The organism is Pseudalkalibacillus decolorationis (genome assembly GCF_024609785.1).
GTDB classification, from domain to species: domain Bacteria; phylum Bacillota; class Bacilli; order Bacillales; family Fictibacillaceae; genus Pseudalkalibacillus; species Pseudalkalibacillus decolorationis.
On sequence record NZ_JANHJQ010000007.1, the window covers coordinates 33,866 to 47,278 of the forward strand.

13 protein-coding genes and 1 pseudogene are annotated in these 13,413 nt (G+C 40.3%); 9 read left to right on the forward strand and 5 right to left on the reverse strand.

Annotated features, from left to right (window positions below; genetic code table 11):
• Position 1 precedes the first annotated feature (1 nt).
• The 3 genes from NON16_RS08125 (at position 2) to NON16_RS08135 (ending at position 2,426) form a co-directional block, all read left to right on the forward strand.
• Positions 2-478 (forward strand): NUDIX domain-containing protein, encoded by a 477-nt coding sequence (locus tag NON16_RS08125; RefSeq protein ID WP_257348546.1) that lies wholly within the window; start codon positions 2-4, stop codon positions 476-478.
• A gap of 27 nt (positions 479-505) precedes the next feature.
• A complete protein-coding gene (locus NON16_RS08130; protein WP_257348351.1) occupies positions 506-1,636 on the forward strand; it encodes a site-2 protease family protein in 1,131 nt (376 codons plus the stop codon).
• Positions 1,637-2,066: 430 nt separating this feature from the next.
• Positions 2,067-2,426 carry a winged helix-turn-helix transcriptional regulator gene (locus NON16_RS08135; protein WP_257348353.1) on the forward strand — a complete coding sequence of 120 codons (360 nt, stop codon included), beginning with the start codon at positions 2,067-2,069 and terminating at the stop codon, positions 2,424-2,426.
• A gap of 84 nt (positions 2,427-2,510) precedes the next feature.
• Here NON16_RS08135 and NON16_RS08140 read toward each other — a convergent pair whose 3' ends face one another.
• Positions 2,511-3,068 carry an NAD(P)H-dependent oxidoreductase gene (locus NON16_RS08140; RefSeq protein ID WP_257348354.1) on the reverse strand — a complete coding sequence of 186 codons (558 nt, stop codon included), beginning with the start codon at positions 3,066-3,068 and terminating at the stop codon, positions 2,511-2,513.
• A 224-nt stretch (positions 3,069-3,292) separates the two neighbouring features.
• Here NON16_RS08140 and NON16_RS08145 point away from each other — a divergent pair.
• A pseudogene (locus NON16_RS08145) lies at positions 3,293-3,555 on the forward strand (SRPBCC domain-containing protein); the annotation flags it as partial.
• Between the two features lie 69 nt (positions 3,556-3,624).
• Here NON16_RS08145 and hpaB read toward each other — a convergent pair.
• The 4 genes from hpaB to NON16_RS08165 all read right to left on the reverse strand — a co-directional run bounded on the left by hpaB (position 3,625) and on the right by NON16_RS08165 (position 7,243).
• Entirely contained in the window at positions 3,625-5,082 is a 1,458-nt protein-coding gene (hpaB, locus tag NON16_RS08150) for a 4-hydroxyphenylacetate 3-monooxygenase, oxygenase component (RefSeq protein ID WP_257348355.1), read from the reverse strand.
• Positions 5,083-5,262: 180 nt separating this feature from the next.
• Entirely contained in the window at positions 5,263-5,847 is a 585-nt protein-coding gene (locus NON16_RS08155) for a GNAT family N-acetyltransferase (RefSeq protein ID WP_257348356.1), read from the reverse strand.
• Between the two features lie 122 nt (positions 5,848-5,969).
• Positions 5,970-6,839, reverse strand: coding sequence for a YitT family protein (locus tag NON16_RS08160; RefSeq protein ID WP_372508773.1), 870 nt, complete (start codon positions 6,837-6,839; stop codon positions 5,970-5,972).
• 224 nt (positions 6,840-7,063) lie between these two features.
• Positions 7,064-7,243, reverse strand: coding sequence for a hypothetical protein (locus NON16_RS08165; protein ID WP_257348358.1), 180 nt, complete (start codon positions 7,241-7,243; stop codon positions 7,064-7,066).
• A gap of 550 nt (positions 7,244-7,793) precedes the next feature.
• Between NON16_RS08165 and NON16_RS08170 the strand changes: the two genes are divergently transcribed.
• The 5 genes from NON16_RS08170 (at position 7,794) to NON16_RS08190 (ending at position 13,408) form a co-directional block, all read left to right on the forward strand.
• The gene (locus NON16_RS08170) at positions 7,794-8,282 is read left to right on the forward strand and encodes a MarR family winged helix-turn-helix transcriptional regulator (RefSeq protein WP_257348359.1); all 489 of its coding nucleotides are present in this window, start codon (positions 7,794-7,796) and stop codon (positions 8,280-8,282) included.
• Between the two features lie 261 nt (positions 8,283-8,543).
• A complete protein-coding gene (locus NON16_RS08175; RefSeq protein ID WP_257348360.1) occupies positions 8,544-9,914 on the forward strand; it encodes a sigma-54 interaction domain-containing protein in 1,371 nt (456 codons plus the stop codon).
• A gap of 313 nt (positions 9,915-10,227) precedes the next feature.
• The gene (locus tag NON16_RS08180) at positions 10,228-11,547 is read left to right on the forward strand and encodes a GntP family permease (RefSeq protein ID WP_257348547.1); all 1,320 of its coding nucleotides are present in this window, start codon (positions 10,228-10,230) and stop codon (positions 11,545-11,547) included.
• Positions 11,548-11,568: 21 nt separating this feature from the next.
• Positions 11,569-12,345 (forward strand): 3-hydroxybutyrate dehydrogenase, encoded by a 777-nt coding sequence (locus tag NON16_RS08185; RefSeq protein WP_257348361.1) that lies wholly within the window; start codon positions 11,569-11,571, stop codon positions 12,343-12,345.
• Between the two features lie 349 nt (positions 12,346-12,694).
• Positions 12,695-13,408, forward strand: a complete 714-nt coding sequence (locus tag NON16_RS08190) for a polysaccharide deacetylase family protein (RefSeq protein WP_257348362.1) — start codon at positions 12,695-12,697, stop codon at positions 13,406-13,408.
• Positions 13,409-13,413 lie beyond the last annotated feature (5 nt).

A 13,413-nucleotide genomic window follows, 5' to 3' on the forward strand; every position in this document is an offset into this window, starting at 1 on the left:
TATGGAGTCAACGGGTGATTACCAAATTCCTAAGCATATTGTGGCAGTAAGCGGTCTTTTTCAGAACGAACAGAATGAGACATTGCTTGTAAAAACAAACTGGCGTAACGATACATGGGAGCTACCCGGTGGTCAGGTAGAAGAAGGAGAAACTCTAACGGAAGCGGCGACGAGAGAGTTTTTAGAAGAAACTGGAATCGAAGCCGAAATTATCGGGGTTACGGGTGTCTATCAAAATGTAACGAGTAGTCTTGTCAGTGTCGTTTTTAAAGGAAAAGCATTAACGACCGAAATTACGAAGCAGATAGAAGAGATTCAGGAAGCTCGTTTTGTGAAGCTTACTCCAGAGAACATCGCAGACTATATAACTCGTCCACATATGTGTTCCCGTGCGCTTGATGCATTGGAATCTGACGGGGGTGTACCAATGGAAAGCGTACAAGTACAACCACATCAGCTCTTGCATCGACTTGGGTAGGACGACAACTGAATTAGGGGGAAGACGATGGCAAATACAAATACAGCAAAACGACTCAATCTAGGGTGGCTCGCGGCAATCGCGATCTTCCTCGTATCGAAATTCAAATGGGTAATTGCAGTCCTGAAATTGGCGAAATTTTCAACGTTAATCTCATTATTTATTTCGCTTGGAGCTTATGCAGTGTTTTATGGATGGAAATTTGCAGTAGCCGTTATTTATTTGCTTTTTGTCCATGAAATGGGGCATTTAGTGGCTGCAAAACAAAAAGGTATCAAAACGTCACCAGCTATATTTATCCCGTTTATGGGTGCCGTAATAGGGATGAAGGAGCGACCGAAAACAGCAAAGGATGAATCGTACATCGCTTATGGCGGACCTCTAGCAGGGGTAGTTTCGATTGTGCCAGCATTGATTTTATATAGTGTGACACAGCATGAGTTCTGGGCTCTCGTCATTTTACTTGGCGCGATGTTAAACCTGTTCAACCTTGTTCCAGTATCACCGCTTGATGGGGGAAGAATTCTATCAGTAGTCTCAACGAAAATCTGGTTTTTCGGTTTGCTTATCATGGGGGTCTATCTGTTCTTTAACTTTCATGTAATGATTGTGCTAATTCTGTTGTTTGGATTGCAAACGCTGAACCACCAGTACAAGGAACGGACGCAGCTGAAGGTTGATCAATATGGCTTGGACCGAAGACATGAATTAAATGGAAAAATTAGAGCTTTACAAGAAAAGAATGAAACGGATCCGATGACGATGTCTTGGTTTGAAGAGTCAGAATTTCAAAAATGCAAAGCGAATATAGGTGAGATTGAAAAAATAAATATCCCGTGGTTTACAAAGAGCCGACGTCTAAAACGAGGTCGATTGGAAGCTGATAAAGCAATCCTCTTATCGTATTACCAACTCTTGAAAAAGCTTCGAATTGAAGAAGAAGGGAAGCAGAAGAGTTCGTTTCTGCAGGAAGCATTGGTACATCAGCATCATGAAATTGAGAAGCTGGAAAAGTCAGTAGAGGAGAAAGAACGTTATTATCGGGCGACACCTAAGGAAAAGATGATTGCTCTTGGGGCTTATCTGTTACTTGCCGCTGTTTTAACAGGCTTGTGGTGGTTTGGTGAAAAGCTCCTGACAGGACTGACTACGTTTTAAAGTGGATGATTTAGATTGATTCTGAAGATGGAGCGTTATCGTTTCATCTTTTTCTCAAAGTCATCAACTCTTTTTCTAAGATCATTCTACTTTCCGTTACTATTTCAAGCGATAGCAGTAGGTACAGAAGAACTTTTGCAAATTTTGCATCGCCTTATCAGCTGCTCAAAAAGAACGGTCGTAAATGTCATCGGTATTGGGCCATTAAGGCTGGATTCTACGGGATATGTTGGAGGCTCGGGTAAGTTAAGTAGACCTTGAGCTGGACAATACGAAAGTGGAGGAGAAGTTTGCTTGCAGTTCCTTTTTCATTTGTTGAAGTAACGGTCAGAATGGTGTAACAAAGGAATATTTTAAGGTATAATATTAATGAAGTATAGTAAAGTATGCAAATTTATATCATATACTTACCTGAAGGAGAGTGTAACTTGTGAGCGAAACCTGTGTTCCGACTGGTGTGGAATTAAAAAACACTGGATTTGGATATACGTTGTCCTTAATAGGGGGTAAATATAAAATGATCATTCTGCATTGGCTGTCTGAAAATAAGGTCATGCGGCATAATGAACTGAAGCGAAGTATCGGTACTATTTCCTTTAAAACGCTAAGCATCATGTTAAAAGAGCTGGAGGCAGATGACCTTATCATACGTAAAGAATATCCCCAAATACCTCCAAAAGTTGAATATTCATTATCTGAACGTGGTCTTTCTCTCCTTCCATTGTTAAATATGATGTGCGAGTGGGGAGAGAAAAACAGTTTGCCTGCTCATGAGGCTGTACAAAAGTAGACATAGCCAATCTGTTTAAATCAAAAGAAGTATCCCCTAAACAAGGAAATACTTCTTTTTTTATAGCTTTAACACCGCTACGTATTACAGATTGTCAACGAAATTCAAATAATCTTGAGCGCTTTTTTCCAATTTGCTTGCTGACAAATCATTTACAGACGGATCATTTTCCCCCGGCTTACTTTCTGTACCATAAAACGCAAAGAACGAGCGATAATCTGCACTGCAGTATAAGAAGGTAGTTTCAAAAGGAGATAAAAAATGTTCAAGTGTATGGTACCTTCCCTCTTCACTATAATCTTCTCTTTTAATCCCAGCAGATACAGCTAAAGCAACTTTACGATTCTTTAATTTATCGCCTCCATTTGAACCATAAGCCCAACCATGGGCAAAAACATCGTCAAGCCACTTTTTAAGGAGAGGCGGACAATTAAACCAATGAACAGGGAACTGTAAAACAAGATTACTATGAGATTCAATTAATTGCTGTTCTTTTTTAATATCAATGTTGCCGTCAGGGTAAACTTTATGCAATTCGTGTACAGTATACTTTTCCGGATATTTTTTAAGTTCTTCTACCCATCGCTTATTTATGACGGATGTTTCTATGCTTGGGTGTGTTACGATAACAAGAGTTTTCAAAGATTTGTCCTCCTTAAGTATTATTTACTTCTTTCTTGTCATGAGTATAAAGCAAATACTACAGATGTGTAAGTATGCACTTTTAGTATAGGTACTTACATAAAGTAGAGTGTAAAATACCAACCTTTTACCCCTTATTTAAATATGGAAAGGAACGCAAGGGAAGCTACTTAGTGATATAGGTTTCAACAAGTCAAAGTCAAATTCATTTTGGAGGGATGGACATGAACCAAAACAACGCAACAAACAAAATCGCAACGCAAATACGTGAACGCGAGATTGTGATCACCCGCGTATTTGATGCTCCACGCGATCCTGTGTTTGATGCTTGGACGAAAGAGGAGCACCTGTCGAAGTGGTGGGGACCTCAAGGTTTTACGACGACTTTTCAGAAGTTTGATATAAACCGGGCGGTACATGGCAGTTTATCATGCACGGTCCTGATGGCGTTGATTATCCCAGCACCAACGTCTTTGTCGTGCTGGTGATCGCCATAGTTGCACTTATACTATAGAAAGTATTTTTAAACTTTCTTAACGTGAAATAAGAAGAACTCCTACTCAGAGTTCCCCTTATCATCTTCAATCGATAGGAAGTGTTTGATCCATTCCGTTGATTCTGATCTATCATAGTTTTGGTAAATCATTTTAGCAAGGTTTAGCGGACCGCCAAAGAAAAACTGTTCATAAAGCGTTTGCCTGGATCCAAATGCACTCATCGTCAAGTCCCATGCCAGTCGAAAAATCTTCACACGATCAACTGCACCCGCATTCGCGGCTTGCAAATACTCCTCCAAATCCTCTTTGATAGGTGAATTGAAATCCTTTTCCCCTGGAATTGAAACTAGACCACTTGCACCAAGTAATTGGATGATATCGGTAAACATCGGATAGATTTTTGCATAATAACGAATCGCTGCAAATAACGGTTCAGGTGCTGGTGTCATTAATCCCCACCGATCAACCTTTGCCTGCATTTCAGACGATAAGACAAAAGCTTTCATCGCTTCTAACCCAACAATGACATCCGCCACTTTTTCCTGAACATGATCGTATCCGCCAATGTTGATCGTATTGACCATCAATTGAATGACACCAAGGATAAATTCGGATTTCACAATACAACGGCTCGTTACCTGGTGGATGGTATGCGGGTAAAAGCTTGTTTCCAAGTACAGCTCATTTGCTAATTTTAAATTTTCATAAAAGAACACCCGATCCCAAGGGACGAGGACATTGTCAAAAACGATGATCGAATCGATTTCGTCAAAACGTGATCCTAAAGGATGATCGAAATGCGTTTTGCCATAATCGAATGATTCCCGTGCAATAAACTTTAAACCTTTTGTATTGGCAGGTATTGAAAACGCGTTGGCCATAGGTGCGTCTACAATGCCCCCTTGTGGAAAGACAATTAACTCATCGGTCAATCCTCCTTGTGTAGCAAGAAGGCGTGCCCCGTGAATGATTAATCCGTCATCTGTCTTTTCTTTTACATGGGCGGCAATTTGGTTAGAAGATAAATCGAAAAAGAACCGTCCACGATTCACTTGTGGATGTACGAACGTATGCGTAAAGGAATAATCGTTTTGAACAGCTGATTCATATAAGTTTCTCAGGTTTCTACTAAAGTCGGGATCTTGGGATGAAAAGAGATCTGCTGATTGAGTAAAAGTCATCAGGATAGTATTAAGATAATCCGGTGATCGTCCGAGCAATCCTCCACTTGTCTTTGCCCACTCCTGAAAGGCAAGTCGACGCTTTTCAAGATCCTCCTTTGTTTTTGGAGGGGAAAAAGCCATGCCAGAACGTTCGCCCGATTCATTTTGAAACGTCATCAAGTCCTTTTTGTCTTCGCGCATTTGTAAGTCGTACAGTTTTGCTTTGCTCTTCATAATACCCTTCAAAGCAGGATGTTCAGAAAGCTTTCCTGTAACCCGCTCACCGTCGATCCAGAGCTCTGGCTGCAGGTTATTAATTCGCTCGATATATTGCTGGCCGGATATAAGCCCCATTGAAATAAACTCCTTTGCCAATCATATATACACGATATGCAATTGGACCTAGATCGGTACGGATGAAACCGAGGGAATAAGAAGTAGGTGTGTGGGGGGGGGCAGATAACATATACAAAAAACTTTTTAATTTCAAAAACGGTAACGTAAAAAGGATGCCGTTTCAGCACCCTATACATCTTATCTTTTCATTTGCTCTTCTAATCTATGTTTCACGTTGGGCCATTCAGACTCAAGTATGCTGAAGTAAACGGTATCGCGGACATAACCTGTGTATGTAACCCGGCTTTTTCGCAGCGTCCCTTCTCGAACTCCACCAATTCGCTCAATCGCATTTTGGGAGCGGGTGTTTCGTCCATCTGTTTTGAGCTGAACGCGAATCGTTTTCAATGACTCGAAACAATGCTTCAGTAAAATATATTTACATTCCGTGTTGACCGGAGTTCGCCAGACATCTGGACTCAACCATGTCCAACCGATCTCCAAGTTCCGGCTTGCTTCAGACGGATCCAGAAAACGAGTGCTGCCGACAAGCTTTCCGGTCCGATTATCTTGAATGACCCATGGAAAGGCAGTACCTGTTTCCATACCTTCCAGTGCTTGCTCAATCAGCATCTTCATGTCTGATTTAGACGTAACTTTCATTGGCATATAGGCCCAAATTACCTCATGCTGGCCCGCTTCATATAACTCATCGAGATCTTTATTTTCCATTGGACGGATTGTAACATGTTTCCCTTTTAATGTTGCAGGTTTTATCCACATTTGCCTCATCCTCTCTGTATTCAATTGTACTTTAAAATGGGCGGTTTTTGGATGGGTTTTTTCCAAAAATAAAAAACCATTATCAAGCGAGTGTCTCGTCAAGATAATGATTGTGAAGCGAACTAGTGTATATCTCTCTTTTTAAAACGACCACCACGAACTTCAGCGATATCCGCAACTGCTAAGAACGCTGAGGGGTCATTTTCAGTAACAATATCCTTTAGCTTTGCTTCTTCTATCCGGTTAATGACACAAAAGATTACCTTTTTATCATCTCCAGAATAGGCACCTTCACCTTTCAAAAAAGTGACACCTCGACCAAGACGATTCATAATTGCATCACCAATAACGGTGTAGTTATCACTTATTACCCAAACGGATTTTGATTCATCCAGACCGGTTATTGTTATATCAATTGTCTTAAAAGCAACAAAATAAGCAATTAAAGAGTACATTGCTCGATCCCATGAAAAAACGAAACCTGCACTTGAGAGAATAAATAAATTCATGAACATAATGATTTCGCCAACTGAGAAGGGCAATTTCTTGTTAAAGAGAATCGCTAATATTTCAGTTCCATCAAGTGAACCGCCGTATCGAATGACTATTCCAACGCCAATACCGAGAATAATTCCACCGAAAACCGTTGCTAAAAGAATGTCTTGGGTAAAGGCAGGAACAGGGTGTAGAAAAGTGGTAGTTATCGATAAAATAATAATTCCGTAAAGTGTTGAAAAAGCAAAGGTTTTCCCGATTTGTTTATAACCGAGAAAGAAGAAAGGTAGATTAAGTAAGAAGATGAATAACCCCAGGCTCCAACCGGATAGATAGGAGAGCATAATGGAAATCCCAACAATCCCACCGTCAATTACATTATTGGGAACAAGGAAAATTTCAAGGCCAACACCCATCAATATTGCACCAATTGTAATGAAGAGGGTTCGTTGAAGAAGTTTTCCCTTTGACATCTTTTTGTGTTGGATTTGGTTCATGAACTTACCTTGCTGTTCATCTAAACTAAGTTGTATAGAATCTGACATATCATTCCTCCACTTTGTAATATTCTTATATTAATTATAGCATAGAATAGCTATGTAGAGGGCTTTTAACGTTTATTGTCATATTATTGAAAGCTTACCGGAAATAGAATAAAAAGCATCCAAATGAATGCTTTTTATGTAGTTCAAGATATCAATATGTGGATCCATCAAGATAATTATTGAGTTATGGTATAGCCCTTTTCAAGTAAGGATTTGTACTCTTCATGATTAAATTTACGATCATCTTCTTTAGCCTGGACACTGTTGCTTTGCAAAGAATCTTGAGCACTGGCAAGACCAGATAGAGAAGTAGCAGTTAATAAAACGATGAACAAACTCAGTACTATTTTTTTCACATCAATCACTCCTCCAAGGGTAATATGCGGCTTCAATTAGTTTGACCAGCGAAAAAAATATTATTAGTGGTTGTTCAAAAAGTCCGGAGGCTAACGGGATGTTAGTCAGTTCGATGTTACCACAGGACGTGGTGGGTTTAATCGAACTTCTTGGCTCTTTTTGTCCTCCTTTTTGAACACGCACTATTAGTAACGAGGTTGTATAATTCTAAGTATGATCGTAGAGAGCATGAGCGATTCAGCATAAAATTAGCAGTTTAAATGTGAATAAGCCAAAAAGCCAAATAATTTAGTAAAATCTGTTTAGCTTATAGTAGTTAGATTTCCTGAAAAGTAAATTTTCATCATTAAATTGATCTCGAGATGCCTCCAAATCAACGAATATCGAGATAATTTGACAAATTTTTGAATCCAAAGACCTTAAAATTGGTAGGGATGTACTGCCCACTTCTTTTGATGCATTTTCATGTGAACGTGATTTAACCGTTGAATGAATTAATACTTAAGTAGTATAGTGGACTATATAATATGTTGTATATGAGGTGTTCATATGAATATTGGGAAAATGCACGTGCTTATGAATATGTGGAGAGGTCTATACAAAGTTTTAGAAGGAGACCTGAAGGAAAGTGCAGAAAAGCTTGGCTTAACGGTTGCGGAACAGCATCTTGTTTGGATTATTTTTCATGAAAAAGAACTAACGGTAACGGCTCTAAGTGAATTAAGTTTATTGAATATCTCGACGGTGACACAAGTTTTGAAAAGGCTGCAGACGAAAGAAATGATCTCATTAAATAAGTACCCTCAGGATCGAAGGGTGTCGTACGTGAATCTCACTGAGCATGGCTCTGATATAGCTAAACAAATTCTGACACAGCGAGATGATTATCGTGTGTTAGGTTACTTTGACCATGCTGAAGAAGACCTGTTAACAAAAATGAATGACCTCCAATGTGAAATGAACCGATTCTACCATGGTGATCGGTTTGTGAATTGGGTTGAGAAAACAAGAAAATCGATAGACTCCGTTGGAATGTAAAAGTATGTATAAATTGCGGTGCAAAAATGACCTTCTCAACATAGAGGGTCATTTTTGTGTTTTTTACACGTTAAGAAAGTATAAAAATACTTTCTATAGTATAAGCGCAACTAAGGAGATCGCCAGCGCTAAGGCTTGGTGCTAGCCAAGTTTTCTTTAAAGTAATAAAATTCCTCTCCTGTCATCGTCAGAATAGTTTTATATTAATATCTATCAATATGATAAGGTAGTAGATAGACTGGTGCGAGAGGGTGCAAGGTAATGCTTCAAGAGGATTTTAATGTGAAGAATGAAATATTAGAAGCTATTATAGATAATGCATTCGAATGGGTTGTTGTTGTGGATCCACAAGGCATTGTGCGCTTTATGAATAAGACTTATTGTGAATTCCTTGCGGTGGATGCGAGGGAAGTCATAGGAATGCATGTGACAGATGTGATTGAAAATACGAGAATGCACATTGTTGCGAAATCGGGAAAAGAAGAAATTGCAGATCTACAGTTTATAAAAGGGAATTACATGATCGCGAACCGGATACCAATCCTTCATGATGAAAAGGTAGTAGCCGCACTTGGGACTGTAATTTTCCGTGATACTGAACAATGGAAAAAGATGAACAGCCACGTGAAGAGTCTTTTTTCTGAGCTGGAATTTTACCGTAAAGAATGGACGGCCGATAACGGTGCAAAATATTCGTTAAATGATATTATCGGAAGTTCGGTTGCCATCCTGGATTTGAAAGAACGAGTTAAAAAGATTTCAAGTGGTGATATTTCAGTTCTCATACGTGGAGAAAGCGGGACTGGGAAAGAACTATTTGCCCATAGTATCCACCAGTTGAGCGAACGTAGTGGTGCTCCTTTTGTCAAAGTGAATTGTGCAGCGATTCCAGATACTTTACTAGAGTCAGAGCTTTTTGGTTATGTTGAAGGGGCGTTTACGGGTGCGAAAAAAGGTGGAAAGGTCGGTAAATTGCAACTCGCAAATGAAGGAACCCTTTTTTTAGATGAGATTGGAGATATGCCGATTCAAATGCAGGCGAAGCTACTAAGGGTACTCCAGGAAAAAGAAATTGAACCCATTGGATCGAATCGTCAGGAGCAGATCAATGTCCGTGTGATTGCAGCGACGAATCGACCTCTTGAAAAGATGGTCCAGGAAAAGCTGTTTCGAGAGGATCTCTTTTACCGGATAAATGGGTTCCAGCTCAACGTTCCTCCACTAAGGGAGCGAAAGGATGACATTCTTACTTTGACAAATTCTTTCCTTACGAAGGTTACCCGAAGAACTGGTAAACGAGTGAACCATATCAATCAAGATGCAATGGATCTCCTGTATCACCATAATTGGCCTGGGAACATAAGGGAGCTAGAAAATGTTATTGAAGCAGCGGTACACCTCACATATGTAGAGTCTATCGGAGTTCATTCATTACCGGAATATTTAACTGAGAAGAATTTATTAAGAGTTGGGAAGCAATCGTTGAAAAAGTTGCTCGAACAAACGGAACGCAAAGCAATCAAAGAGGCGCTTGATCAAAATCAAGGCAATAAATTATTAGCAGCGAAAACGTTAGGCATTGGAAAGTCTAGTTTTTATGAAAAGATTCGTAAATTCCAATTGGATGAATGAAATTCCAGAATCCCGGAAAGTGTTCCGGAATTCTGGAATTTTGTGTTTGGAGGTTTCTCAGGGAGATTCGCATTTAGCATTCCGATATTTCGGAATACTCCAACTAGCCCTTTTCAAAAATAGCACTACCAAAGGACAAAAGACTTGGCACGATAATTGCAATTATAGAAAAGGGAGCGGACACATGGAACACGTATACCCAGTTTATTACTCACCATCATGGAAGTCTCGTGCGCACTTATTGTTGATTAAATTGAAAGCGGTTCCACATGCTCTTATAAAAAGAAATGATATTGGTAAAGGGGGAAGACTTATGTTGAGTATGATCGGTTTAATTGGAGGGCTGGCACTACTCATTATTTTAACGATGCGTGGAATGAACCTGCTGATTGTTGCGCCCTTTTGTGCATTATTTGTGGCAGTATTAAGTGGGTTGCCACTCTTTCCACAGCTTGCAGGTGAAGGGGAGGCCAATCTAGTCGGTAATTACATGGCTGGGTTTTCAGGGTTTGTGGCTGCCTGGTTTTTAATGTTCTTGCTCGGTGCTGTTTTCGGAAAAGTAATGGAGGACAGCGGTGCAGCGGATAGCGTCTCCAAGTGGGTCGTGACAAAACTTGGAATGAAAAAGGCGGTTCTAGCTATTGTCATTGCCTGTGCGATTTTAACGTATGGGGGAGTCAGTCTATTCGTTGTTGCGTTTTCTGTCTATCCGATGGCGTTAAGTTTGTTTAAACAAGCAGATTTACCACGACGTTTTATCCCAGCAGCACTCGCATTCGGATCAGTTACGTTCACGATGACGTCAGCCGGATCACCAGAAATTCAAAACTGGATCCCAATTGAATATTTGGGAACATCACCATATGCAGGCTGGGAAGTGAGCCTTATTGTAGCAGTCTTTATGGCTGTTTTCGGTTACTGGTGGTTGAAAAAGATGATTACGAAGGCTGTCTCGAAAGGGGAACGTTTTGAAGCTCGGGAAGATGATCCAAAGGTACTTGAAAAAGAGCTTCCTAATTCGATTTTTGGGCTTGTTCCGCTCGTTGTCGTTCTAATCATTTCGTTTATTTTCCATGATTCGTTAGAACAATCAGCCTTGATCGTCGCATTACTCGGTGGGATCATCGCTACGTACTTGTTAAACCGAAACTATTTTACCGATTTCTGGACAGCAGTTTCAGCAGGGACACTTGGTGCATTAATTGCGATCGGGAATACAGCAGCTGTTGTAGGATTCGGTGGTGTGGCGAAAGCAGTACCAGCCTTCGATACCGCAGTTGAAGCAATGACAAATATTCCAGGTAGTCCGTTAATTGGCAGTGCGATAGCAGTCAGTGTGATTGCGGGGATGACGGGATCCGCTTCTGGCGGTCAGGCAATTGCTTTACCGATTCTTGCACCACATTATATGGATCTTGGTGTGAACCCCGAGGCATTGCATAGGACAGTAGCAATCTCTTCTGGTGCACTCGATTCCTTGCCGCACAACGGGTATGTAGTTACAACCGTTCGGGCAATCTGTGGAGAAACCCACCAAGCTGCTTATGGTGCGGTTGGAGCTTTGACTGTAATCGTTCCTTTGCTCGGGTTGGCAATTGCAATCATCCTCTTTTCATTTGGACTAGGAATTTAAGCATATAAGGAGGAAGGTATCGTGGTTCAAGATAAAGTGGTTTATATAACAGGTGCGGCGAGTGGAATCGGAAACGAAATTGCGAGGACTTTTGCCGAAAACGGAGCCAAAATTGTGTTGAGTGACATGAATGAAGAGGGTGTATTGAAAGCTGCTTCAGAATTGGAGAAAGATGGCTTCGAAGCACTCGGACTCCGTTGTGATGTCACGAATGAAGAAGAGGTGAAGCAGACAATTACACAATCTGCAGAGCGCTTTGGACGGTTGGATGTCTTGATCAACAACGCAGGTCTTCAACATGTTGCCTCCATTGAGGAGTTCCCAACTGAGAAATTTGAATTGCTCATACGGGTTATGCTGGTTGCACCTTTTATCGCCATCAAACATGTCATGCCGATTATGAAAAAGCAACAATTTGGACGGATTTTAAATATGTCATCAATCAATGGATTAATCGGGTTTTCAGGGAAAGCCGCTTATAACAGTGCAAAGCATGGGGTGATAGGGCTTACCAAGGTTACGGCATTAGAAGGAGCGGAACACGGTATTACAGCAAACGCAATTTGTCCAGGATATATTGATACACCACTTGTTCGAAATCAACTGGAGGACATTGCGAAAAACCGCGGCATTACGAAGGAAAAAGTAATGGAAGAAGTGATCTATCCGTTAGTTCCGCAAAAACGGTTGTTATCTGTTGATGAAGTAGCGGATTATACGATGTTTCTAGCAAGCGATAAGGCAAGAGGTGTTACAGGTCAAGCGGTTGTAATTGATGGCGGCTATACCGCTCAATAATTTATTCTTGAGTGCTCTCTGAATTAAAGAGAGTGCTCTTTTTTTTTAAAAAGAAAAATCAAAATTACAACTGATTTTTCCCATGGATATGATTCAAATCTATTGAAATGTCACTCCAATCGAATGAAACTCCTTTAAATAGCATCTTTAGAAGATCGGGATATGGTAAAATTATTATACTGAATATATCCAAAACTTGGAATAACGTGAAACATTTTTCCCTGTCATCCGTATAAAGAAGATACTTAAAATGTACTAGATTATAAATGGTCGAGAGGAATCGGGACCAGCAACCGATTGATTCCAATTAAGAATAGATTATGCACACAAAGGAATTGAGGAATTCGGAATGAAAAAGGCAATAATCATTATTGCAGTTACATTAACAGCAGTCTTCCTTCTTTTATTTGGGATGTGGGAGCTGATGAATGCAAGGAGTTTCCAAGTTTTTGGTGGGCTCATTGACCAGGTCGAGACCGAGGAAAAGGTCGTAGCACTAACGTTTGATGATGGTCCAACTCACAAGACGGATGAGATATTGAAGGTCCTTGCTGATGCCGATGTAAAGGCGACCTTCTTTTTAAACGGAAACATGATCGAAAAGAATCCGGAAGCAGCAGAAGATATTGTTCAAGCTGGACACGAAGTAGGAAATCATACGTATTCTCACGAACGGATGATTTTTAAATCGTATTCTTTTATTGAGGAAGAGATTGAAATGACAGATAAATTAATACGGGATGCAGGGTATGTTGGCGACATTCATTTTCGTCCGCCAAATGGGAAAAAGCTTTTTCTCTTGCCGTATTATCTGAAAGAGCATGATCGGAAAACAATTATGTGGAACATTGAGCCAGATTCTTATCCAGAGATCGCAGGGGACGCTGGACAGATCGTAAAGCATGTGAACGAGAATGTTAAACCCGGTTCGATTATTTTGTTGCATGTTATGTATGACTATGAAGAACGAGAATCCTTAGAGTCAGTGGTTAGGATTATAGAAACATTGAAAGAAGAGGGCTATTCTATTAATACGGTATCTGAGCTTCTAGAATACAGGTAGAAAAC